Below are 20,492 nucleotides of genomic sequence, written 5' to 3'. Positions count from 1 at the left end.
CGACCCGGCAATCCATCATCTTCGTGAAATCGCTTCTTTCGCGCGCTCCCGCGCGCGATGGATACGCGGGTCAAGCCCGCGTATGACGATTGCGGAGGTGGCGGCGCCAGCCGCAAAGGTCACGATCGTTCAAACCGCCGGCTTCGGCAGGCCGTGGATCGCGCTCGCGGCGCGGACGGTGTTGACCAGCAGGCACGCCACCGTCATCAGGCCGACGCCGCCCGGCACCGGGGTGATGGCGCCCGCGACTTCTTTGGCTTCGGCGAAGGCGACGTCGCCGACGAGCTTGTCCTTGCCGCCGTCCGGCGACGGCGTGCGGTTGATGCCGACGTCGATCACGGTGGCGCCCGGCTTGATCCAGTCGCCCTTGACCATCTCGGGCCTGCCGACCGCGGCGAACACCAGATCGGCCTGTCGGCACAGCGCCGGCAGATCGCGCGAACGCGAATGCGCGATCGTCACCGTGGCGTTCTCGTTGAGCAGCAATTGCACCAGCGGCTTGCCGACCAGATTGGAGCGGCCGATCACGATGGCATTCATGCCTTCCAGCGAGGCGTGGACCTGCCTGGCCATGATGATGCAGCCGAGCGGCGTGCACGGCGTCAGGGCGAACAGCCCCGAGGCGAGCCGGCCGGCATTGACCGGGTTGAGGCCGTCGACATCCTTGGCGGGGTCGATCGCATCGATCACCGCATTGCTGTCCAGCCCCTTCGGCAGCGGCAATTGCACCAGAATGCCGTGCACCGCCGGATCGGCGTTGAGCTGGCCGATCAGGGCCAGCAGCTCGGCCTGCGGCACGTCGGCCGGCAGCCGGTGCTCGAACGAGGCCATGCCGGCTTCCTGGGTCTGCTTGTGCTTGCTGCGGACATAGACCTCGGACGCCGGATCGCTGCCGACCAGCACCACCGCGAGCCCCGGCGTGATGCCGTGGTCGGCCTTGATCCGCGCCACTTCGGCGGCCACGCGGGCGCGCAGATCGGCCGAGATGATTCTTCCGTCGATGATTTGCGCGGTCATGTCGTCCCCTTTGTTATTCGATCGATGCGCTCCGCGATCGGAAGCGCGCTCCCTCTCCCATGGGGAGAGGGTCGGGGTGAGGGGGTACGGTCTATCTTTAGGCCGTAACCCCTCACCCGACCGGCTTCGCCGGTCGACCTCTCCCTATGGGAGAGGTGATGCATCGTGTGCGGAGGTGCTATTGCCCAACTTGGATGCCGAATCAATCCGGCTTTGGCGCGGTCAGTTTTCGCAATATCTCGCCGAGCTTGGTCGGATCGCCGTCGACCGCGATCTGCTTCTGCCGCGACGTCGCCCCCGACAGCAGCCGGACGTTGCGTTTCGGCACGCCGAGCGACTTTGCCAAGAGCTCGATCACCGCCCGGTTGGCCTCGCCGCCGTCGGCGATGGCGCGAACCCGCAGCTTCAGCACCGGGCGGCCGTCCGACAGCGTCTCCAGCCCGTCGATCTCGTCGCGCCCGCCGCGTGGCGTGACCCGCACCGCGACGGCGACGCCCTGAGCAGAATACCGCCAAGCCTCGGCCATGGAAACTCGGGCTCCGGCGGTGGGCGGCTCAGAACACCGAGGGGTAGATGTAATAGGTGATCACCCGCTGCAGGAACATGATCAGAAGGATCAGGATGATCGGGGAGATGTCGAGCCCGCCGAGCGACGGCAGCAGATTGCGGATCGGCGCCAGCAGCGGCTCGGTGATCCGGTACAGGAATTCCGACACCGCAGAAACGAACTGGTTGCGCGTGTTCACGACGTTGAAGGCGATCAGCCAGGACAGGATCGCCGAGGCGATCAACAGCCAGATATACAGATCGAGAATGATGAGAACGATGTCGAGAATGGCGCGCATGGCGGTGGAAATCTCGCGGGTTCGAACGCGGAAGGACTAGCCGTAAATATCGGTTCGGGCCCGTGCAAACAAGGGAACTCGCTGCAAATAAAGCCCGATGCGGCCAATGCGGCACGTCCTTGACTTGGCCCGATCAGGCACTGTAAATGGCGGCGTTCGCTGACCGGCGCATGACAATGCCTGCCGGCCGCGGAGGGGCCATAGCTCAGCTGGGAGAGCGCGTCGTTCGCAATGACGAGGTCGGCGGTTCGATCCCGCCTGGCTCCACCAGCCTTCGCTGGCTTCGCCAGCTTCGGCTCGGCAAGCCCTTCAGACGCGAAGGCTGCCGCGGCGTAGCCCGAAGGGCGAAGACGGGCCGCTTTCAAGTCGGCCCGCGCAGCAACAATCCCAGCATAAGTACCTTCGATAAACTGCTTCGCGAGGCGGTGAGATAGCCCAAATCCGTCATGGCCGGGTTTGTCCCGGCCATCCACGTCTTGTTCGAGGCGACCGCCGCAAGGCGTGGATGCCCGGCAACAAGGCCGGGCATGACGCGTGGCAAACGTGTTGCCTGCCCCCAAGGGGCCGGGGCCTATCGCCCTCACACGCTCCTGAACTGCGGCGGGCGTTTTTCGACGAAGCTGGCGACGCCTTCCCTGAAGTCGTCGCTGCCGAGCGAGACGACCATCTCGCGATTGGCCTCGATCGTGGCCTCGGAGAGCGTCTGGAACGGCACCTCGTAGAGCTGCCGCTTGATCACCCGTATCGAGGCCGGCGAGACGTTGTCGGCGAGATCGCGGGCGTACGCATAGGTCTGCTCGCGGAGCTGCTCGGCCGGATACAGCCGGTTGACGAGACCAATGCGCAGCGCCTCCTCGGCCGACACCCGCCGCGCCGACAGCAACAGGTCGAGCGCGTGCGCGTGGCCGACGATCCGCGGCAGCATCCACGAGATGCCGTGCTCGGCGATCAGTCCGCGCCGCGCGAAGGCGGTGGTGAACACCGCAGAGTCGGCGGCGAAGCGGACGTCGCAATACAGCGCGTGCACCAGCCCGATGCCGGCGGTGGCGCCGTTCAGCATGCCGATGATCGGCTTTCCGATCGCCGGATAGAACGCGTAGCGGGTCTGCCAGTCGGACCGGCGGTTCATGTCGAACGGCGGCAGGCTCGACGCCCGGCGGACGTCAGACGGGTCGATGGTCTGCAGCACCTGCATGTCGGCGCCGGCGCAGAAGCCGCGGCCCGCGCCGGTCAGCACGATCACCCGGACGTCCGGATCCTCCGCCGCCGCTTCCATCGCCTGCCGCACCTCGCGCTCCATCACCGGCGTCCACGCATTCATCCGGTCCGGCCGGTTCAGCGTGATCGTGGCGATCCTGTCGGCGACGTCAAAGAGGATGTCCTGATAGAGGATGTCCTGGGTGCTCAACGGCGTCACTCCCTTTTTGCTTTTGTTGCGCCCTTCGCGGGCATTCTTGGTGCGGCAGCGCGCTTCCGCGCGCCGCCTGCGCCGGAGAGTAGCAAGCGCATCCGGCGGATGGAAAGCAGCCCGTGAATCGAGGGGGAGTTATTCGGCGGCTTCGCGCAGCGGCATCGCCGGCAATGCGAGCGGCGTCCGCGTCAGCCAGTGATCGAGAAAATCCGCAAGCCAGGCGTGCTCGGCGGCGTCGTGCAGCGCGCGGTCGGCGAAATGATCGCGGCGCGGCCGGGCGCCCGGCAATTCCAAGCGCTCGTGGCCCCTGGTGGTCCAGCGATGCAGCATCGCCCAGGTGACGTCGGGATGGAACTGCAAGCCGTAGGCGCTGCCGATGCGGATCGCCTGAACCGGAAAGTCGCCGCCCTCCGCCAGCAGTTCGGCGCCGGCCGGCAGATCGAAGCCCTCGCAATGCCAGTGATACACCTGCCGCGGCCATTGCGCGCACATCGCACGGCCGGCCGCGGTCGGGCGGATGTCGTAATAGCCGATCTCGGCGCGGCCCTCGGGATGCGGCGAGACTCTGGCGCCGAGCTGCGCCGCCAGCATCTGGGCGCCGAGACAGATCCCGAGAAACGGCCGGTCTTCCTTCAGCGGCACGGAAATCCACGCGATCTCGCGGCGGATATAGTCGTCGGGATCGTTGGCGCTCATCGGGCCGCCGAACATCACCACGCCGGCGTGGCCGTCGAGCGTGTCCGGAAGCGGATCGCCGAAGCGCGGCCGGCGGATGTCGAGCGGATGGCCCAGGGCACGCAGCGCATTGCCGACCCGGCCGGGCGTCGAGGTCTCCTGATGCAGCACCATCAGCACAGGCCGCGGGTCCGCCACCTGGCCGGCGGGCTGCAGCTTGGGCGAAGCCACCCGGGAAAAATCGTCAATCGGTCGCAGGAGCATGGCGTCTCGGAGCTGGCGGATTGATCAGGATCGTCGCACCGCCGTGCAATTGCCTCGACGGATTGAAGTTTCTCAGTCGCCAGTTACTAAAGCAAGCTCCGGGCCAGAATTATGGCCGGACCGCCCGTCCTCAGCGCTGCCGCTGCTGATAGCCGCCAACCGCGGCGAGAATGAAGCCGCGCGGAAAGAACCGCAGCAGGAACGGCACAATCTTGATGCCGATGCCCGGCAGCACCAGCCGGCGGTTGTTCATCAGGCCCTGATAGCCTTGGCGGGCGACCTCGGCCGGCGAGACGTTGAGCACCGCCGAATCGAAGCCGGGCTCGAAGCCGGCCCGCGACTGGAACTCGGTCGGCACCGGCCCCGGGCAGATCGCGGTGACCCGGACGCCCTTCTTGCCGAGCTCCTGATGCAGCGCCTCGCTCAGCGACAGCACATAGGCCTTGGAGGCGTAGTACACCGCCATGCCCGGCCCCGGCAGGAAGCTGGCGATCGAGGCGACGTTGAGAATACCGCCGCGCAGTTTGGCGACGCTGTCGGCGAAGCGCAGCGACAGGTCGGTCAGCGCGCGGATATTGACGTCGATAATGCCGAGCTGGTCCTCGCGGTCGATCTCCGCGGCGCGGCCGAACAGTCCGTAGCCGGCATTGTTGACGAGGTACTCGACCTCGACGCCGGCGGCAGCCAGCCGGGCCACGATCTCGTCGACGGCTTCGGGCTTTGCCAGATCGCAGGCGATGATGATCGGCTCCGGGCCGCCCTTGGCGGTGATCTCGGCGGCCAACACCTCGAGCCGATCGGCGCGCCGCGCCACCAAGGCTACTCTGTGAGCATTTGCCGCGAAAATGCGCGCCAGCTCCGCACCGATCCCCGCCGATGCACCCGTAATCAACGTCACGCGTTCAGTCACAATGCAAGACTCATGAATTGAGAGGCCGGATGACCGCCGGATCATCACTAGGCCTAATGCAAGATGCAAGCAGCGTGCAAGGACATTGGCGGCTCGTGTCCTATCGTCGGGCGCCTGACGCCCGTCTCGCGGCCAGAACCAGATCGAAGCCGCCGATCATGACAGTTCAGAAACAAGTAGTGCCCGTAAGACTGCCCGGGCTTAGTTCGCCGGATCGGTTTCCGGTTGCTGCGCGGCGACCTGGCGTTTGAGACTGATGCGATCGCGCGACGACACCGCGAGCAGGTCGGCGGCGCGCCACACCACGTTCTCCTCGAACTCGGTGACGTTGCCGTCGGCGAATACCAGCTCCCACATCATCTCGATGATCCGCAGCCGGCCCTGCTCGTTGACCGAGCGCATGATGACGCTGGTGAAATTATACAGATCGACCGCCTCGCCTTCGGCCAGCGTCGCCGAGGCGATCAGCTTGGCGGCGGTGGTCGAATCCAGGTCGAAACGCGTCTCGAGCAGCTTGTGCAGCTTGCTGCGTTCGACCTCGGAGGGTTCGCCGTCGAGCGAGATGACGTGAATCAGCAGCGCCGTCGCGGCCAGCCGGTAGCCGCCATCGTCGAAGGTCAGTTCGTCCGGCGCGGTCGGCGCAACGACGTCGGAAATGAATTGGCGCAGTTTATCCAGCATCGGCTTCGAACTCTCCGCGTCGAGGGGGCGAACTCAGGCTCGTTTGATGACGTGGAATCGTAACGTTGGCAATCCGGCCGGGTTCCCGCCGGCTTGATGACGGTTCGGCAATGTCGTGGATGCGTCAAGGAATTTCATAGACCAGCACCTTGTCGGCGATGCCGCGCAGCGCGGCGTGTTTCTCGATCGGCGCGATCGCCTCGCGGTCGAGGATCGCGGTGACCGCGGGCGTGTCGATCACCGCGCCGGTGAGGTGGATCGCCTGCGTGGTTGCAAGCCCGAGGACGCGCGCGGCGATGTTGACGGTCTGGCCGAAATAATCCTGCCGCTCGTTCAGCGTCACCGCAAGGCACGGGCCTTCGTGAATGCCGATCTTCACCACCAGATCGCGCGTACCTCGCTCCTCGTTGAGCGCATCCATCGCCTTGCGCATCCGCAACGCCGCGGCGAGCGCGTGGTCGGGGCGGTTGAAGGTCGCCATCACGGCGTCGCCGATGGTCTTCACCACCGCGCCCTTCTCGGCGGCGATGATCTCGAGCAGCGCGCGGAAATGCGCCCGCACCAGATCGAACGCCGCGAGGTCGCCGACACGCTGATACAACGCGGTCGATCCCTTGAGGTCGGTGAACAGGAAGGTCAGCGAGGTGATCTTCAGCCGCTGGTCGGGGCTGAGATTGTCGGCCTTGAACACGTCGCGGAAAGTCTGGTTGGTCAGCATCCGCTTGGCGGTGAGGATCGGCTTGCGCTTGCCGAGCAGCGTATGCAGCGCGTCGGCGGCGACCCACACCGCCGGCAGCACCCGCTTGTCCGCATTGTTGGTCAGCGACAGTTTCAGCAGCCCCGGCCGCAGCGACACTGTCGGCGTCAGCGGGTGCTGGCGCTCGAACGTCAGCGACACCGACTGCACTTCGGAGCTTGGCTCGCCGGCGACGTCGATGAACTGCGCCGAGTGCGTCACCGGCTCGAACACGATGATGAACTCGCCCGGCAGATCGAGCGTCAGTTCGGTCGTCTCGCCCGGCTGCAACGCCGCGGCGCCCAGCGTGTCCTGATCGGACAGCCGCGCCAGCACGTCCTCGTCGAGCTCGATGCCGGAGCTCCAGAACATCTGCCGGGTGTAGTCCCACAGCGGCAGGCTGTCGGGATCGTGCGCGCCGATCCGCCGGATGGCCGGACTGATGGTGAAGGCGGCCTCGACCTGATCGTCGACCGAGGCCTCATAGGCTTTGGCGCACAGCGCGCAGGTGTATTCGTCATGCCGCAGTGCCTTCAGCGACGGATGGCTGTCGAGCACGCCGCTGCAGCCCGGGCACAGCACGTTCCAGCTCATGTCGAACAGGCCGAGCTGGGCCGCATGCAGAAACCCGGCGATCACCTTCTCCTCGTCGAGGCCTGTCCGCGTCGCGAATTCCAGCACGTTGATGCGGTTGAGTTCGCTGTCTTCGCCATCGGCGATCAGATGCGCGATGGCGTCGACGACGGGAGCCTCGGTCGTCTGTCGCAGCACGGCGTAGAGAGGTCGGACATCGGTCATGGCCTTCATTTAGGTCACGTCTCGATGTCGGCCAAATGAAGCCTTGTTGATCACCGCCGCGTGAGCCGGAACAGCGGCGAGCGATCGGGCTGGGTGGTGACGATGCCGATCGGCATCACCGGGGCCGTATCGATCAGTTCGATCCGGAACGTGCCGACGATCCGGGCCAGCGCCAGCGTCGCCTCGACCAGCGCAAAATGCGCGCCGATACAGATCCGCGGCCCGACGCCGAACGGCAGATAGGCGAAACGATCCGGCGGCGGCGCGCCCGGCAGGAAGCGCGACGGCATGAAGGCGGATGGATTGTCCCACAGCTTCTCGTGCCGATGCAGCAGCCACGGCGCGATCAGTATGACGTCGCGCCTGCGGACCGCGTGGCCGGCGACGGTGTCCGGCCCGGCGGCCTCCCGCGCGATCAGGAAAGCCGGCGGATACAGCCGCAGCGTCTCGTCGAGCACCGCGCGGGTGAACGGCAGCTTGTCGATCGCCGGCGTCCGGGCGGTGCCGGCACCGCGGGCCTCGTCGGCGAGGTCGTCCTGGGTCTGCGGATCGAGCGCCAGCAGATACAGCGCCCAGAACAACGCGGTCGCGGTTGTCTCGTGGCCGGCGAGAATCATGGTGGCGACCTGATCGCCGAGCTGATCGTCGGAGAACGCCTCGCCGGTCTCGGGATCGCGCGCCGCGACCATCAGGTCGAACAGATCGCGCGGCGGCGCGCCCTCGCTCTTGCCGGCGGCGCGGCGGGCGGCGATCAGTTCGCCGACGAACCTCGTCCAGCGCCGGCGGAAGAATGCGCGGGAAATATCCTGCGGCGTCGGCCAGCCGAGCGGCAGCAGCAGGTCGAGAAACCGCGGGCTCGCGAGTCTGGTGCCGTATTCGATGACGTAGTCGCGCAGCGCCTTGCCGTGGCTGCCCATCTCGAACGAGAACATCGTCCGCCCGGCGATCTCGAGCGCCAGATGCTGCATCCTCTCGCGCAGGTCGACCGGCGTGCCGGCGCTCGCTTGCAGTTCGGCGACTGCCTCCTCGGTGGCCGAGATCATATGCGGCACCAGCGTGCCGACCGCGCGCGGCGTGAACGCCGGCGCCAGCGTGCGGCGCTGATGCTTCCAGGCGCGGCCCTGCGCCAGCAGCAGGCCTTCGCCGAGCATCGGCTGCAGCACGCGGATGCCGGTCGCGGTGCGCGTGTAGTTCTCGTCATTGTCGACCAGCACATGCCGGATCGCATCGGGCGTATTGAGAATGTAGCTGGCGTGGTTGAAGAACCGGCCCTTGACGATGTCGTCCTGATAGGCGCGCGCACCCCAGCTCGCGATCGCATTGCGGCGGATCGCCGCGAGCCGGCCGAGCGCGGAGATATCGTCCGGCGCGCGCGGCGGCGTCGGCGGAACCAGCGGCGCGCGGCGATCGGCAATGTCGTGGACTTCGGCGATGCTCACGGCTCGTTCCTTGTCGCGGGTTCCACAGTCTCTGAAGCTAGGAAGCGAACCGGGCGCCGGAAAGGCCTGTTCAGTGAGTTCGGCCACAGTGACGCGGTTGTCGGAGATCCGGCATGCCGGCGCCCGATTCACCCCCGTTTGAACCGGCCGATCATTGCGCCGGCCCGCGTTGCCACTGGACAGGCCCGGAGTTTCGCGGGCATCACTGCAGGCAAGCGCCGAAAATCGGCGCAGGCGGCGGGGATGGCGTCGAATGGAAGGGCTTTGATGACGGGCGGGTCGAAGCGAGGCGCATTCTCCGCCGGCGGTTTCGCGGCGCCGCTGCGCCATCCGCTGTTCCGGCGGATCTGGCTGGCAAGCCTGTTGTCCAATCTCGGCCTGATGATCAACGGCGTCGGCGCCGCCTGGGCGATGACCCAGATGGCCTCCTCGGCCGACAAGGTGGCGCTGGTGCAGACCGCCCTGATGCTGCCGATCATGCTGGTGGCGATGCCGGCCGGCGCGATCGCCGACATGTATGACCGTCGCCTGGTTGGGCTGGCGTCGCTGATGCTGGGCCTCGGCGGCGCGACGACGCTCACGGTGCTGGCGCATCTCGGCCTGGTGACGCCGGAGATCCTGCTCGCCTTCTGCTTCGTGATCGGCACCGGCATGGCGCTGTTCGGCCCGGCCTGGCAGGCCGCGGTCAGCGAGCAGGTGCCGGGCGAGGCGCTGCCCGCGGCGGTGGCGCTGAACGGCATCAGCTACAACATTGCCCGCAGCTTCGGCCCGGCGCTCGGCGGCATCGTGGTGGCGACCGCCGGTGCGGTCGCGGCGTTCGCGGCGAATGCGCTGTTGTATCTGCCGCTGCTGGCGGCGCTGTTCCTGTGGCGGCGGGTCAACGAGCCGCCGCGGCTGCCGCCGGAGCGGCTCAATCGCGCGATCGTCACCGGCGTGCGCTACATCGCCAACTCGCCCTCGATCCGCATCGTGCTGGCGCGGACGCTGATCACCGGCATCGCCGGCTCGTCGGTGCTGGCGCTGATGCCGCTGGTGGCGCGCGATCTGTTGAAGAGCGGCGCCGAGACCTACGGCATCCTGCTCGGCGCGTTCGGCGTCGGCGCGGTGATCGGCGCGCTGAATGTCGGGCTGGTGCGCGAGCGGCTGAGCAGCGAGGCCGCGATCCGCGGCTGCGCGCTGATCATGGGCGTGGCGATGGCGGCGGTCGCGCTGAGCCGCTGGTCGCTGCTCACCGCCGCGGCGCTGGTGATTGCGGGCGCGGTGTGGATGCTGGCGATCGCGCTGTTCAATATCGGCGTGCAGCTCTCGGCGCCGCGCTGGGTGGCGGGACGCTCGCTGGCGGCGTTTCAGGCCTCGATCGCCGGCGGCATTGCGATCGGAAGCTGGGTCTGGGGCCATGTCGCCGACCTGTCCGGCGTCGCGCCGTCGATGCTGATCTCGGCCGGCGTGATGGTCGTCTCGCCGCTGCTCGGGCTGTGGTTGCGGATGCCGTCGGTCGGCACCCAGATCGAGGACGCCGATCTTCTGGCCGATCCCGAAGTCCGGCTGGCGCTGACCCCGCGCAGCGGACCGCTGGTGGTCGAGATCGAATATCGCATCGATCAGGACGACGCCCGGGCGTTTCACGGCGTGATGCAGCAGGTGCAGCTCAGCCGCCAGCGCAACGGCGCCTATGGCTGGTCGATCGCGCGCGACATCGCCGACCCGGAACTGTGGACCGAGCGCTATCACTGCCCGACTTGGCTGGACTATCTGCGGCAGCGCAACCGCTCGACCCAGGACGATCGCAATCTGCATCAGCGCGCGATGGCGTTCCATCGCGGATCGGACCCGATCCGGGTTCGCCGGATGCTGGAGCGGCCGTTCGGATCGGTGCGATGGAAGGACGAGTCGCCGGATCGCACCACCGGCACCGAGGTGCTGCCAGTCGCCGGTGTCAGCGGCGGCTCGACCTGAACCGAGCCGTTACTGGCCGTTGTCGGTCAGCACCTTGGCGCAGGCCTTGCTCAGCCGCGCGCGGTTCTTCTGCAGGCAGGCCAGGATGACGCCGTCGCCCTGGTCCATCACCGCGCGGCAGAACCGCGAGACGTCGCGGCCGCAGCCCGGATCCGGGCGGCCGGACTGCGCCTGCGCCGCAGAGACCAGCAGCAGCATGGCCGCAAGGGTGACAACTGATTTCAGCATGGCGCCTGTCCAAATACGTGCCGAATAAGTGAACGACTTGCCGGAGCCTTCAGCAAGTCGGCCGCGCTGGTTTCGTTCCACCGCGCCTCCGGCAGGCGGTGGCGGATCGCGACCGGGGATGCGCTAACCGTCGCGCGGAACGATCACCGTCGGCTTGGTCAGCTCGACCACGTCCTTGGCCTGATCGGTCAGCACCCGGAACTGGGTCTGCAGAAACTCGGTCTGGATCCGGACGACGTCCTGGAAGTCCTTGGCGTGCAGCAGCTGTTCTGAGAAGTCGAAGGTCGCCTGGACGTTGCGTTCGACATAGCCCTTGAGCGTGTTGGCCTGGCTGCTGGTTCCCATCGGAGACACCGACAGGCTCTTTTCGATGAACTGCAGATAGTTGTTCATCGCGCCGCGCGCCTGCTCGAGGTTCTTCGACATCATGTTCAGGATGACGTCGGATGAGTCCTTGTCTGCCATTTCAATCTCCCCCCGGGCCGCAAACGCCGTTGCTATCGATCGTGATCTATCGATGTATTGATGACCAAATCGCGCGCGCCGTCCAGTGGAAGCGTGCGCCGTTTGACAAAATGGCTAATCCGAATGCCGCGCGCATCCCGCACGCAGGACGTCATCCCGAGGCAGCAGCATCCCCGGGCAGCAGCATCCCGAGGCATGAGCACCCGACGCACCGGCTAAGCGAGCCTCGAAGGACGGGCCGCATCGACGCCGACGCGATTCCGCTTCCCGTCGAGGCTCGCCCCGACGGGAGCCAGTCAGGACGGGAGCTACTCAGCACGACGCGCGCGGCGCCCGAGCGGAGAAATCACCAATCGGGCGCCGGGGCGGGACTTAGTTGAACCGCGCCCGATCGAGCTGATCGACGCTCTTCTGCGCCCGATAGATCTCGGTGACGTACCAGGCCAGCACGATCAGCGTCGCGATCCGCACCACCGACACCGGCAGCATCAGGCTGAACGCGACGATCAGCAGCGCCACCGCGGCCGCCTTCACCACTTTCACGCGATCGCCGAAGATCGGATAGAACCACGCCTTGTTCTCTTCGGCCCAGAACGGCGGCTTGACGCGGTTGAGGCCGTAGCGCGCCCAGGTGTCCTTGAAGCCGAGTTCGTAGGCCCAGACCAGATACAGCGTGACCCAGAACGACAGGAAAGCGACGACGACGGACATCGGTCCGGCGGCGAAGCCGACGACGATCAGCACCGCAACGGCGAGTGCGATGAACCATTTTTGCATCGGTTTGACCCTTGATACTGCAGAGGGCTCCGCGTCGGACACCCGACCGCGCAGCCCCCTTTGAGAAGTGCCGGCGGCGCTTATTTGCGGGCGCAGGACACCACGATGGCCGTCGAGGACGGGCCGCAGCTCGCGGTGATCTGTCCGTTCTCGATCAGAAGATTGTCGCTGAATTTCGCGCCGGTGGAGCCGATGCAGATCGCCGAGATCAGCGCTTCATCGGCTTCGCAGGTGGTCGGGCAGCCGTTCGCCGGGCACGACGACGACGTCACGGTGCGAAATGCCGGGGGCGGCGGCGGAGCGACCGGCGTCGCAGCGATGGCCGGTTCGATCAGCATGGCGCGCGGACCGCCGATGCGATCGCTGACCGCGAGTGCAGCAACAAGGGCGACGGAGCCCAGCAGGATCATCGTTGAGGAGCGCATACTACCTCCATACCAGTTGGTTTTGCACGATTCCGATCTTAACTGCAGCATCGTAGCAACACTCGGGAATTTCAACAGGGACAAGTTTAATCAGACTAAATGCCGGGCGAATGAAGCCGGGCGGAAGCAGGCGAAAAATCTGACGGAACATGGCGAAGTGCGCCCGCGATCCGCTTCGCACGACCTTGCACCGGGCACGATACCGATGCCTATCGGTCTGGCAAAACGGGCGGATTTCAAACACGGCGGGGAACACGCGAAGCCGGCAGCCGGCGCGGTCGCAACCGTCGAGCGGAAAGCGGCAGCGACATCGCCCTCATTGCGACCTCGTCGCTCGACCTGAGTGCCGAGACGCCGTTGTCAGTTAGTTCGACACGCTCCGTCCGGGACATTCCGGACAAATCACTGCGATGCACGCAGATGATTCGCCGCAACGCACATCGGCGCGACCAAGTGATTCGCGCGTGGCCCGAAGCCGCGGCCGATTCATCGACGGCAAGCGCCGCTCGCCACGGCCCCGGAAGCCATGATGATTTCACACCCCAGGCAAGCGGTCCGACGTTTGTCAGCGGCCCGATAGGTTGGCGGCGCTAGACCCTCTGTGCAGAGCACCGGGACGCGGCAGCGGCGGATCGGGATCCGCGACGCGCCGCCCCCCTTGCTCGCACCATCGCTGAAGATTGGATATCCGATGAACAACGCCCTGCTCCTCAAGCTGCACCGCTGGACCACTCTGGTGTTCGCGCTGCCGCTGATCGCGATCATCTTCACCGGGCTGATCCTGTCGGTCGAACCGATCATCCAGAGTCGCGGCCTGCCGGCCGGCATGGTCGACGCCGAGCGCATCACCGGCTTGCTGCAGCGCCACGATCCCGCCGGCAAGGCGCGCGGTCTGGCGATCAACGCCAGCGGACAGCAGATGCGCCTGATGGGCGTCAACGCGCCGGCGATCGACCTCGCCACCGGCGAGGCGGCGACGGCGTCGGATCCGCTCGGCGATGTGCTGCTGTGGGCGCGGCGCACCCACGAGCGTTTGCTCGGCTACGAGTGGCTGGTGATTTCCTCGACCATCGCGCTGGTCGTGGTGATGGCCCTCGGCATCCTGATGGGCCTGCCGCGGCTGCGCAACAGCCTCGCCGGATGGCACAAGGGCGCGGCCTGGTTCACGCTGCCGCTGCTGCTGCTGAGCCCGATCACCGGCCTGTTTCTGGCATTCGGGCTGACGCTGCAGAGCGCCCCGCCGCCGGCGGCGGCCCTGGCTCCGCTGCCGCTCGCCGATGCCGTCCGCGCGGTCGCGCAGTCGCATGACGTCGCTCATCTGTCGATGATCGCCAATCGCGGCGGACGGCTGATGGCGCGGATCTACGAGGGCGGCGAACTGCGCGCCTACAGTTTCGCCGCGGACGGCGTCACGCCGCTGCCGCGCAACTGGCCGCGGCTCTTGCACGAAGGCAACTGGTCGGCGCTGATCTCGGGGGCGCTCAACGTGATCGTCTCCGTGGTGCTGTTCGGCCTGCTGGTCTCCGGCGTGGTGCTGTGGGCGCGCCGCAAGCTTCGCCGCCGTCCGCAGACGGCGCCCGGCAAGACAGCGACCGGCACAGCCTGATCCGCCGGCGATGGCTGACGGAGGCTTAACGGGATCGCTCGCATTGTCGGCGGGCGGTCAACGGATCGTTGCGCGAGGCGCGTTAGGTTTGCCGCCTCCACCGCTGCGAGTGCGTCATGTCCAGCATTTCCGCGATCGCCGTCTCCGGCCTGAAGGCCGCGACAAGGCGGCTCGAAGTCTCCGCCAGCAACATCGCCAATCAGCAGTCCACCGGCGCGCTGCCGGCGGCGAACGGCACGGTGCCTGCCGGCGCGCCGCAGGCGTACAGGCCGATGCAGGTCAATCAGACCGCCGTCCCCGGCAGTGGCACCCGGACCAGCGTTACCACGACGGCGCCCGGCAAGATCGCGGTCTCCGATCCGCAGGCGCCGTTCGCCAATGAAGACGGCATGGTCGCGGCACCCGATGTCGATCTGGCGCAGGAACTGATCGGCCAGATGGTCGCCAAATACAGCTACACCGCCAATCTCGCGACACTGAAGGCCGACCGCGACATGAGCAAGGCGCTTCTCGACGCCACGGCGTAGTCGTCAATCCGAGCCGTCATTGCGAGGAGCGCAGCGACGAAGCAATCCAGCTCCGTGCACGGAGCCGCTGGATTGCTTCGCTTCGCTCGCAATGACGATGAGGATGCGTTGTAACTAACCGATCGGCCCGCTGGCGACGCGCGGCGCGAAATCCGGCACGCCGAGTTCGTCCTTGCGATGGCACGCGACGTAGTGCTCCGGCCCGGTCGCATCGAGGAACGGCAATTCCTCGCGGCAACGCTCGATCGTGAACGGGCAGCGCTGCGCGAAGCGGCAGCCGGGCGGTGGATCGACCGGCGACGGCGGCTCGCCCTTGACCAGATACTTCGCCTTCAGTTCGTCGCGCAGCGGCCCGGGCGGCACCGCGGCCGACACCAGCGACCACGTGTAGGGATGCCGCGGCCCGGTGAACAGCGCCGAGGCCGGCGCCTGCTCGGCGATCTTGCCGAGATACATCACGGCGATCTCGTCGCAGAATTGCTGGATCACGCCGAGGTCGTGCGAGATGAAGATGTAGGTGAGCCCGCGCTCGCGCTGCAGCTTCTTCAGCAGATTGAGAATCTGCGCCTGGATCGCGACGTCGAGCGCCGAGACCGCCTCGTCGCAGACGATCAGTTCGGGTTCGGGCGCCAGCGCCCGGGCGATGCACAGCCGCTGGCGCTGGCCGCCGGAGAACTGATGCGGAAACAGGTCGGCGGCCTCGGGCGGCAGCCCGACCTCGGCCAGCAATTGCCGCACCCGCTCGTCGCGTTCGCGGCTGGTGCCGATCTGCAGCAGGTCGAGCGGCTCGCGGATCTGGTCGCCGGCGCGGCGGCGCGGATCGAGCGCCGAGAACGGATCCTGAAACACGATCTGCACATGCCGGCGCACCTGCCGCAGCGGCTCGCCGCTGAGCGGCATGATGTCCTCGCCGCGGAACACGATCTGGCCCGAGGTCGACGGCACCAGCCGCATGATCGCCTGCGCGGTGGTCGACTTGCCCGAGCCGCTCTCGCCGACGATGCCAAACGTGGTGCCGCGCCGGACCCGGAAGCTGACGCCGTCAACGGCGTGGACGAAGGACGGCTTGCCCCACGGCCGCTTCCGCCCGGTGCGGAAATGCACCACGAGATCGTTGACGTCGAGCAGATAGGGGCTGGCGTCGTCGGGCCGCAGGTCTTCGTGAATCATCATGCCGCGATCTCCTCGGCGCGCCAGCACGACACCGCGTGCCCGGTCGAGACCGCGTCGAGCGGCGGCTGCGGCCGCGACCGACAGACGTCGCGGGCATTGGCGCAGCGCGGCAGGAAGGCGCAGTCCGGCCCGCGCTGCCCGAGCGACGGCACCATGCCGGGGATCTCGCCGAGATCGATCCATTGCGGCGGTTTCGCCACGCCGACCGCGAGATGCGGCACGCAGGCGAGTAGTCCGCGGGTGTAGGGATGGCGCGGCGCGGCGGCGATCTCGTGCGACGGCCCGGTCTCGATGCAGCGGCCGGCATACAGCACGGCGATGTCGTCGGCGAGTTCAGCGACCGCGCCGAGATCGTGGGTGATCAGCACGATCGCGGTCTCGGTCTCGTCCTGCAGCTTGGCCAGCAGATCGAAGATCTGCGCCTGCACGGTGACGTCGAGCGCGGTGGTGGGCTCGTCGGCGATCAGGAGCTTCGGCTTGCAGGCCAGCGCCATCGCGATCATCACCCGCTGCCGCATGCCGCCGGACAACTGATGCGGATAGGCCTTGGCGCGCTGCTCGGCGGCCGGGATCTGCACCGCCTTGAGGAACTGCACGGCCTGCTCGCCGGCGTCCTTGCGGCTCATCCGGCGGTGATAATACAGCACCTCGGCGATCTGGTCGCCGACGGTGTAGAGCGGGTTGAGCGCGGTCATCGGCTCCTGGAACACCATCGACATCGCGTCGCCGCGCAGCGCCCGCATACGCCTGTTGCGGACTGCCAAGACGTCCTCGCCCTCGAGCAGGACGCGACCGCCGGTGATGACGAAGCCTTCCGGCAACAGCCGCATGATCGCCAGCGCGGTCATGCTTTTGCCGCAGCCGCTCTCGCCCACCAGCGCGATGGTGCGGCCCTTGTCGATGCTGAACGACAGATTCTCCAGCACCGGGACGAGATCGCCGTCGCGATTGGTCATGCTGACGCTGAGCTTGTCGACTTCGAGTACCGGCACCATCGTCATCTCCGTCGCAGCCGCGGATTGACCGCATCGTTGATGCCGTCGCCGACCAGGCTGATCGCCAGCACCGACAGGAAGATCGCGGCGCCCGGGAAGGTCACCGCCCACCAGGCGTCGAGCACGTAGTTGCGGTTCTGGCCGATCATCAGGCCCCAGCTCATGGTGTTGGGATCGCCGAGCCCGAGGAAGCTCAGCCCGCCCTCGAACAGGATCGCGACGCCGATCGCCAGCGTCGCCGACACGATGATCGGCGGCAGCGCGTTGGGCAGCACCACCCGCAGGATCAGATGCAGATTGCCGGCGCCGGCGGCGCGCGACGCCTTGATGAAATCGAGATCGCGCAGCCGCATGAATTCCGCGCGCGTCAGCCGCGCCGCCGAGGTCCAGCTCACCGCGCCGATCGCCAGCGTGATGGTCATGAGCTTCGGCCCGAACAGCGTCACCAGCACCATCGCGAACAACAGCGGCGGCAGGACCTGGAAGAATTCGGCGATCTTGACCAGCAGGCTGTCGATCCAGCCGCCGAAGAAGCCCGCCAGCGAACCGACCGTCACGCCGATGGCGATGGTGATCAGCGCCGCGACGGCGCCGACCGTGAGCGTCGCGCGGCCGCCATAGACCAGCCCCGCCAGCACGTCGCGGCCGAGATAGTCGGTGCCGAGCCACGCATCGGCGGACGGCGGCGTGAACGGCAGGCCGACGATCTCCAAGGGGTCGAGCGGATAGATCCACGGCCCGAACAGCGTCCCCGACACCAGAACGATCAGCAGCACCGCGCCGGCGACGCCGGACGGGCTCTTGAGAAATTGACGAAACGCGGCGCTGGCCGGCGACACCGCTTTGGCGGCGGGCAGTGCGCCCGGCGCCGCGGGCGGCGGCGCGGCCTGCGCCACGATCAGCGTCTGGTCGAGCGTGCTCATCGGGCCCCCGCGCGGATTCGTGGATCGACCAGGCGATACACCAGGTCGGTGATGATATTGGCGGCGATCACCATCACCGCGGAGAAGAACAGCACCGCCATCAGCGTCGGATAGTCGCGGCGCAGGATCGAGTCGAACACCAGCCGCCCCATGCCGGGCCAGCTGAACACCGTCTCGACCAGCACCGCGCCGGCGAACAGATTGCCGAACTGCAGGCCGACCACGGTGACGATCGGGATCAGCGCGTTGCGCAGCGCGTGCTTGAAGATCACCACGCGTTCCGGCAGGCCCTTGGCGCGGGCGGTGCGGACGTAGTCCGCAGAGAGCACGTCGATCATGTTGACGCGCGCCAGCCGCGAATATTGCGCGATGAACACCAGCGCCAGCGTCAGCGACGGCAGCACCAGATGGGTCGCGACGTCGAGCACATAGGCGAAGCCGGTCTTCGGATTGACCACGTCCGCCATGCCGCTGACCGGCAGCACCGGCCAAACCGAGCCGAACAGCAACAGCAGCATCAGGCCGGTCCAGAAGATCGGCGCCGCATAGCCGGTCAACGACAGCACCGTGACGACGTGGCTGAGCAGCCCGTTCGGGCGGCGCGCGCTGACCACGCCGAGCAGCGTGCCGATCACCACCGCGGTGAGCAGCGACGACAGCGCCAGATACAGCGACGCCGGCAGCCGCTGCCCGATCAGGCTCAGCACCGGCTGGTTGAAGTAATAGGAATAGCCGAAGTCGCCGTGGGCGACCTTGCCGAGATAGGTGAAGAGCTGCTGCAACAGGCTGTCGTCGAGACCGTATTTGGCGCGCAGCTCGGCGATCACTTCCGCCGACGCCCCACCCATCTCTCCGGCGATCACCTGCACCGGATCGCCCGGTGCAAGATGAATCAGGCAGAAATTCAGCACCAGCACCGCGAGCAGCAGCGCCGCGGCGTTGGCGAGTTTTCCGAAAAGATGGGTGAGGAGCGTCATGGTGCTGTCTGTCTACCCGGTTGGGTTCAGGTCTTCGGCGGAGTGACCCAGTGCAGTTCGTCGAGTGGCGAGACGACGCCCCAGATCGTGGTCGGCAGCCCGCCGAGGCCGTTGGCGAAGGCGTTGTGGAACGGCACGGCGTTGATGAAGAACACCGGAACCTCGTCGACGACGATCTTCTGGAACTCCGAATACAGCGCCTTGCGTTTCTCCGGCGAGGTTTCGACCGCCGCCTTGCCGAGGATCTCGTCGACCTTCGGGTTGGAATATTGCTGGGTGTTCGACCAGATGATGCCCTTGCGGATATTCGAGGTCAGATAGGTCCGGTCGACGCCGATCACCGGATCGGCCCAGTTGTAGACCGAGTCCATCGTCAGATCGAAATCGAAGTTCGAGACCCGCTGCGCCCAGGTCGGGAAGTCCGGGGCGGCGCGAACCTCGAGATTCAGGCCGACGCGCTTCAGCGCCGAGCGCATGTATTCGGCGACGTTGCGCTGCTGCTCGTCGCTGCCCGGGAGGTAGTCGATCGTCAGCGTGGCGCGGACGCCGTTGCCGTCCGGCTTGAGGCCGGCCTCGTCGAGCAGCTTGTTGGCCTTGGCGACGTCGAACTTGTAGAGCTGGACGTTCTTCTCCTCGAGCGGCGAGCCCGGCGCGATCGGCCCGGTCGACGGCATCGCCTTGCCGCCCATCAGCTTGTTGACGATGAAGTCGCGATTGGCCGCATAGGCGATCGCCTGACGGACGCGAACGTCGTCGAGCGGCTTCTTCTTGGTGTTGAAGGCGAGCCAGTTCAGCGCGCCGAGACCGGCGAAGCCCTTGTCGACGACCTTGAGGTTCTTCGACTTCTCCAGCCGGTCGATGTCGCGCACGCCGGTGACGAACGGGACCGCATGAACCTCGCCGCGCTCGGCCGAAACCATCAGCGCGTTCGGATCGGAGATCAGCCGCACCACGATCTTGTCGAGCTTCGGACGGCCCGGGATGAAGAACTTGTCGAACTTCTCCAGCGTGTAGTATTCGCCCTGCTTGTATTCGGCGAGCTTGTAGGGGCCGGAGCCGACCGGCTTGAGGTTGGCCGGATGCGACTTGACGTCCTGGCCGTCGCCATAGACGTGCTTCGGCAGGATCGGCATCAGCGCCGGCGACATCGCCAGCAGTAGCGCCGGATGCGGATGCGACAGCTTGATCACCGCGGTCTTGGGATCGGGCGTCTCTACCTTGTCGACCGCGGCCAGCATGGTCTTGAACGGGTGGTTCGCCTTGATGGTCATGATCGAGAACGCGACGTCCTCGGAGGTCACCGGCTTGCCGTCGTGAAACACCGCGTCGTCGACCAGCTTCAGCGTGATCGACAGGCCGTCCGGCGCGACCTCCCAGGATTTGGCGAGATAAGGCTGCGGATTCCAGTTGTCGTCGAAGCGCAACGGGCTGGCGAAGATCTGGGTGCTCGGCAGCGCGGTGGCGATGCCCGATTGCACCGCGCCGTTGAAGTGCCGCGGCACCTGCGTCGAGCCGATCACCAGCGTGCCGCCGCCAGCCTGCTGCGCGCGCAGATCGGCCGGCAGGCCGAGCATCGCGAGCCCTCCGAGGGAGCCGATAACAAAGGTTCGCTTCGTCAACTTCATGGATTTCAACTCCGCTGTGAAGGTTCGAGGGCGAGGACG

Annotated in this window: 21 protein-coding genes and 1 tRNA gene; 4 read left to right on the top strand and 18 right to left on the bottom strand. The window is 66.9% G+C overall.

Features of this window, described 5'->3' with window-relative positions; translation table 11 throughout:
* Nucleotides 1-129 precede the first annotated feature (129 nt).
* The 3 genes from folD to ACTZWT_RS22550 all read right to left on the bottom strand — a co-directional run bounded on the left by folD (nucleotide 130) and on the right by ACTZWT_RS22550 (nucleotide 1,862).
* Nucleotides 130-1,017, bottom strand: a complete 888-nt coding sequence (folD, locus tag ACTZWT_RS22560; RefSeq protein ID WP_444771912.1) for a bifunctional methylenetetrahydrofolate dehydrogenase/methenyltetrahydrofolate cyclohydrolase FolD — start codon at nucleotides 1,015-1,017, stop codon at nucleotides 130-132.
* Between the two features lie 202 nt (nucleotides 1,018-1,219).
* Entirely contained in the window at nucleotides 1,220-1,543 is a 324-nt protein-coding gene (locus tag ACTZWT_RS22555) for a DUF167 domain-containing protein (RefSeq protein WP_444771911.1), read from the bottom strand.
* 28 nt (nucleotides 1,544-1,571) lie between these two features.
* Entirely contained in the window at nucleotides 1,572-1,862 is a 291-nt protein-coding gene (locus ACTZWT_RS22550; RefSeq protein WP_444771910.1) for a YggT family protein, read from the bottom strand.
* 194 nt (nucleotides 1,863-2,056) lie between these two features.
* Between ACTZWT_RS22550 and ACTZWT_RS22545 the strand changes: the two genes are divergently transcribed.
* A tRNA-Ala gene (locus ACTZWT_RS22545) sits at nucleotides 2,057-2,132 on the top strand.
* 310 nt (nucleotides 2,133-2,442) lie between these two features.
* Here the strand turns inward: ACTZWT_RS22545 and ACTZWT_RS22540 are convergent.
* The 6 genes from ACTZWT_RS22540 to ACTZWT_RS22515 all read right to left on the bottom strand — a co-directional run bounded on the left by ACTZWT_RS22540 (nucleotide 2,443) and on the right by ACTZWT_RS22515 (nucleotide 8,776).
* Complete coding sequence (locus ACTZWT_RS22540) at nucleotides 2,443-3,255, bottom strand: enoyl-CoA hydratase (protein WP_444771923.1); 813 nt, start codon at nucleotides 3,253-3,255, stop codon at nucleotides 2,443-2,445.
* Nucleotides 3,256-3,408: 153 nt separating this feature from the next.
* Nucleotides 3,409-4,212, bottom strand: a complete 804-nt coding sequence (locus tag ACTZWT_RS22535; protein ID WP_444771909.1) for a glutamine amidotransferase — start codon at nucleotides 4,210-4,212, stop codon at nucleotides 3,409-3,411.
* A gap of 130 nt (nucleotides 4,213-4,342) precedes the next feature.
* The gene (locus ACTZWT_RS22530) at nucleotides 4,343-5,122 is read right to left on the bottom strand and encodes an SDR family NAD(P)-dependent oxidoreductase (RefSeq protein WP_444771908.1); all 780 of its coding nucleotides are present in this window, start codon (nucleotides 5,120-5,122) and stop codon (nucleotides 4,343-4,345) included.
* Between the two features lie 201 nt (nucleotides 5,123-5,323).
* On the bottom strand, nucleotides 5,324-5,803 hold the full coding sequence (locus ACTZWT_RS22525) for a tellurite resistance TerB family protein (protein WP_444771907.1): 480 nt from the start codon (nucleotides 5,801-5,803) through the stop codon (nucleotides 5,324-5,326).
* A 124-nt stretch (nucleotides 5,804-5,927) separates the two neighbouring features.
* On the bottom strand, nucleotides 5,928-7,337 hold the full coding sequence (locus ACTZWT_RS22520) for an adenylate/guanylate cyclase domain-containing protein (RefSeq protein WP_444771906.1): 1,410 nt from the start codon (nucleotides 7,335-7,337) through the stop codon (nucleotides 5,928-5,930).
* Nucleotides 7,338-7,387: 50 nt separating this feature from the next.
* Nucleotides 7,388-8,776, bottom strand: coding sequence for a cytochrome P450 (locus ACTZWT_RS22515; protein ID WP_444771905.1), 1,389 nt, complete (start codon nucleotides 8,774-8,776; stop codon nucleotides 7,388-7,390).
* 267 nt (nucleotides 8,777-9,043) lie between these two features.
* On the opposite strand from ACTZWT_RS22515, the gene ACTZWT_RS22510 reads away from it, so the two are divergent.
* On the top strand, nucleotides 9,044-10,732 hold the full coding sequence (locus ACTZWT_RS22510) for an MFS transporter (RefSeq protein WP_444771904.1): 1,689 nt from the start codon (nucleotides 9,044-9,046) through the stop codon (nucleotides 10,730-10,732).
* Between the two features lie 9 nt (nucleotides 10,733-10,741).
* Here ACTZWT_RS22510 and ACTZWT_RS22505 read toward each other — a convergent pair whose 3' ends face one another.
* From ACTZWT_RS22505 to ACTZWT_RS22490, 4 genes are all read right to left on the bottom strand, one after another.
* Nucleotides 10,742-10,960 carry a hypothetical protein gene (locus ACTZWT_RS22505; RefSeq protein WP_444771903.1) on the bottom strand — a complete coding sequence of 73 codons (219 nt, stop codon included), beginning with the start codon at nucleotides 10,958-10,960 and terminating at the stop codon, nucleotides 10,742-10,744.
* A gap of 123 nt (nucleotides 10,961-11,083) precedes the next feature.
* On the bottom strand, nucleotides 11,084-11,425 hold the full coding sequence (locus tag ACTZWT_RS22500; protein ID WP_444771902.1) for a phasin family protein: 342 nt from the start codon (nucleotides 11,423-11,425) through the stop codon (nucleotides 11,084-11,086).
* 372 nt (nucleotides 11,426-11,797) lie between these two features.
* Nucleotides 11,798-12,202 (bottom strand): hypothetical protein, encoded by a 405-nt coding sequence (locus ACTZWT_RS22495; protein ID WP_444771901.1) that lies wholly within the window; start codon nucleotides 12,200-12,202, stop codon nucleotides 11,798-11,800.
* Between the two features lie 80 nt (nucleotides 12,203-12,282).
* A complete protein-coding gene (locus ACTZWT_RS22490; protein WP_444771900.1) occupies nucleotides 12,283-12,627 on the bottom strand; it encodes a hypothetical protein in 345 nt (114 codons plus the stop codon).
* A 691-nt stretch (nucleotides 12,628-13,318) separates the two neighbouring features.
* On the opposite strand from ACTZWT_RS22490, the gene ACTZWT_RS22485 reads away from it, so the two are divergent.
* A complete protein-coding gene (locus ACTZWT_RS22485; protein ID WP_444771899.1) occupies nucleotides 13,319-14,233 on the top strand; it encodes a PepSY domain-containing protein in 915 nt (304 codons plus the stop codon).
* A 116-nt stretch (nucleotides 14,234-14,349) separates the two neighbouring features.
* Entirely contained in the window at nucleotides 14,350-14,760 is a 411-nt protein-coding gene (locus ACTZWT_RS22480) for a flagellar basal body rod protein FlgC (RefSeq protein ID WP_444771898.1), read from the top strand.
* A 114-nt stretch (nucleotides 14,761-14,874) separates the two neighbouring features.
* Here ACTZWT_RS22480 and ACTZWT_RS22475 read toward each other — a convergent pair whose 3' ends face one another.
* Genes ACTZWT_RS22475 through ACTZWT_RS22455 form a run of 5 tightly spaced genes read right to left on the bottom strand, consistent with a single transcriptional unit; the run spans nucleotide 14,875 to nucleotide 20,453 of the window.
* Nucleotides 14,875-15,933 (bottom strand): ABC transporter ATP-binding protein, encoded by a 1,059-nt coding sequence (locus tag ACTZWT_RS22475; RefSeq protein ID WP_444771897.1) that lies wholly within the window; start codon nucleotides 15,931-15,933, stop codon nucleotides 14,875-14,877.
* Nucleotides 15,930-16,928, bottom strand: coding sequence for an ABC transporter ATP-binding protein (locus ACTZWT_RS22470; RefSeq protein ID WP_444771896.1), 999 nt, complete (start codon nucleotides 16,926-16,928; stop codon nucleotides 15,930-15,932). The genes ACTZWT_RS22475 and ACTZWT_RS22470 overlap by 4 nt, the downstream gene beginning before the upstream one ends.
* Before the next feature lie 2 nt (nucleotides 16,929-16,930).
* On the bottom strand, nucleotides 16,931-17,851 hold the full coding sequence (locus ACTZWT_RS22465; RefSeq protein ID WP_444771895.1) for an ABC transporter permease: 921 nt from the start codon (nucleotides 17,849-17,851) through the stop codon (nucleotides 16,931-16,933).
* The gene (locus ACTZWT_RS22460) at nucleotides 17,848-18,828 is read right to left on the bottom strand and encodes an ABC transporter permease (RefSeq protein ID WP_444771894.1); all 981 of its coding nucleotides are present in this window, start codon (nucleotides 18,826-18,828) and stop codon (nucleotides 17,848-17,850) included. Before ACTZWT_RS22460 ends, ACTZWT_RS22465 begins: the two co-directional genes overlap by 4 nt.
* A gap of 26 nt (nucleotides 18,829-18,854) precedes the next feature.
* On the bottom strand, nucleotides 18,855-20,453 hold the full coding sequence (locus ACTZWT_RS22455) for an ABC transporter substrate-binding protein (protein ID WP_444771893.1): 1,599 nt from the start codon (nucleotides 20,451-20,453) through the stop codon (nucleotides 18,855-18,857).
* Nucleotides 20,454-20,492 lie beyond the last annotated feature (39 nt).

The sequence above is a fragment of the Rhodopseudomonas sp. NSM genome (genome assembly GCF_052445935.1).
Classification (GTDB): Bacteria; Pseudomonadota; Alphaproteobacteria; order Rhizobiales; family Xanthobacteraceae; genus Rhodopseudomonas.
This window is presented reverse-complemented; position numbering and strand designations above follow the sequence as displayed.

What these genes read in the sequence shown, in the direction of transcription:
- ACTZWT_RS22495 (WP_444771901.1), bottom strand. Translation starts at nt 12,202, where the DNA reads ATGCAAAAATGGTTCATCGCACTCGCCGTTGCGGTGCTGATCGTCGTC.
- ACTZWT_RS22465 (WP_444771895.1), bottom strand. Translation starts at nt 17,851, where the DNA reads ATGAGCACGCTCGACCAGACGCTGATCGTGGCGCAGGCCGCGCCGCCG.
- ACTZWT_RS22500 (WP_444771902.1), bottom strand. Translation starts at nt 11,425, where the DNA reads ATGGCAGACAAGGACTCATCCGACGTCATCCTGAACATGATGTCGAAG.
- ACTZWT_RS22505 (WP_444771903.1), bottom strand. Translation starts at nt 10,960, where the DNA reads ATGCTGAAATCAGTTGTCACCCTTGCGGCCATGCTGCTGCTGGTCTCT.
- ACTZWT_RS22510 (WP_444771904.1), top strand. Translation starts at nt 9,044, where the DNA reads ATGACGGGCGGGTCGAAGCGAGGCGCATTCTCCGCCGGCGGTTTCGCG.
- folD (WP_444771912.1), bottom strand. Translation starts at nt 1,017, where the DNA reads ATGACCGCGCAAATCATCGACGGAAGAATCATCTCGGCCGATCTGCGC.
- ACTZWT_RS22475 (WP_444771897.1), bottom strand. Translation starts at nt 15,933, where the DNA reads ATGATGATTCACGAAGACCTGCGGCCCGACGACGCCAGCCCCTATCTG.
- ACTZWT_RS22470 (WP_444771896.1), bottom strand. Translation starts at nt 16,928, where the DNA reads ATGGTGCCGGTACTCGAAGTCGACAAGCTCAGCGTCAGCATGACCAAT.
- ACTZWT_RS22535 (WP_444771909.1), bottom strand. Translation starts at nt 4,212, where the DNA reads ATGCTCCTGCGACCGATTGACGATTTTTCCCGGGTGGCTTCGCCCAAG.
- ACTZWT_RS22460 (WP_444771894.1), bottom strand. Translation starts at nt 18,828, where the DNA reads ATGACGCTCCTCACCCATCTTTTCGGAAAACTCGCCAACGCCGCGGCG.
- ACTZWT_RS22525 (WP_444771907.1), bottom strand. Translation starts at nt 5,803, where the DNA reads ATGCTGGATAAACTGCGCCAATTCATTTCCGACGTCGTTGCGCCGACC.
- ACTZWT_RS22555 (WP_444771911.1), bottom strand. Translation starts at nt 1,543, where the DNA reads ATGGCCGAGGCTTGGCGGTATTCTGCTCAGGGCGTCGCCGTCGCGGTG.
- ACTZWT_RS22480 (WP_444771898.1), top strand. Translation starts at nt 14,350, where the DNA reads ATGTCCAGCATTTCCGCGATCGCCGTCTCCGGCCTGAAGGCCGCGACA.
- ACTZWT_RS22455 (WP_444771893.1), bottom strand. Translation starts at nt 20,453, where the DNA reads ATGAAGTTGACGAAGCGAACCTTTGTTATCGGCTCCCTCGGAGGGCTC.
- ACTZWT_RS22520 (WP_444771906.1), bottom strand. Translation starts at nt 7,337, where the DNA reads ATGACCGATGTCCGACCTCTCTACGCCGTGCTGCGACAGACGACCGAG.
- ACTZWT_RS22485 (WP_444771899.1), top strand. Translation starts at nt 13,319, where the DNA reads ATGAACAACGCCCTGCTCCTCAAGCTGCACCGCTGGACCACTCTGGTG.
- ACTZWT_RS22490 (WP_444771900.1), bottom strand. Translation starts at nt 12,627, where the DNA reads ATGCGCTCCTCAACGATGATCCTGCTGGGCTCCGTCGCCCTTGTTGCT.
- ACTZWT_RS22550 (WP_444771910.1), bottom strand. Translation starts at nt 1,862, where the DNA reads ATGCGCGCCATTCTCGACATCGTTCTCATCATTCTCGATCTGTATATC.